The organism is Bowmanella dokdonensis (genome assembly GCF_017254865.1).
In the GTDB taxonomy this organism is placed as follows: domain Bacteria; phylum Pseudomonadota; class Gammaproteobacteria; order Enterobacterales; family Alteromonadaceae; genus Bowmanella; species Bowmanella dokdonensis.
In genome coordinates this window covers 1-358 of record NZ_JAFKCV010000182.1, presented here as the reverse complement: position 1 = coordinate 358, position 358 = coordinate 1, and the positions used below count along the sequence as shown (strand labels likewise).

At 47.5% G+C, this 358-nt stretch carries 1 protein-coding gene; it reads left to right on the top strand.

Annotation, left to right across the window (positions count from 1 at the left end; genetic code table 11):
* Positions 1-358, top strand: a 358-nt coding sequence (locus J0A66_RS22135; RefSeq protein ID WP_206575996.1) for a cation:proton antiporter regulatory subunit, incomplete at both ends; no start/stop codon positions are given.

The following is a 358-nucleotide window of genomic DNA, read 5'->3' as shown; positions in this document are numbered from 1 at the left end:
ATAAGTTGATCTTCTCAGGTAATGTAAAACGGGTAGACAGCCTTAGTCATATTGATGGCTTAAACTTGTTTGCTGAGTCTAACGGTTTGCTGCGCGAAAACCTCACCGAAGTGGTGATCTCCAACCGTGCCCAGCTGATCGATAAAACCCTTAAACAAATTGGTTTTCGCGCCATGTTTGATGCGGCCGTGGTGGCCATACGTCGTGACGGTGAAAACCTGTCGGGCAAGTTAGGGGAAATTAAATTACAAGCCGGTGATAACCTGCTGCTGGCCACAGGACCAGATTTCGCCAGTCGTAATAACCTGTCCAAAAACTTCTTTATCCTTACCGAACATACGCTGGCCCGTAAGCTCAC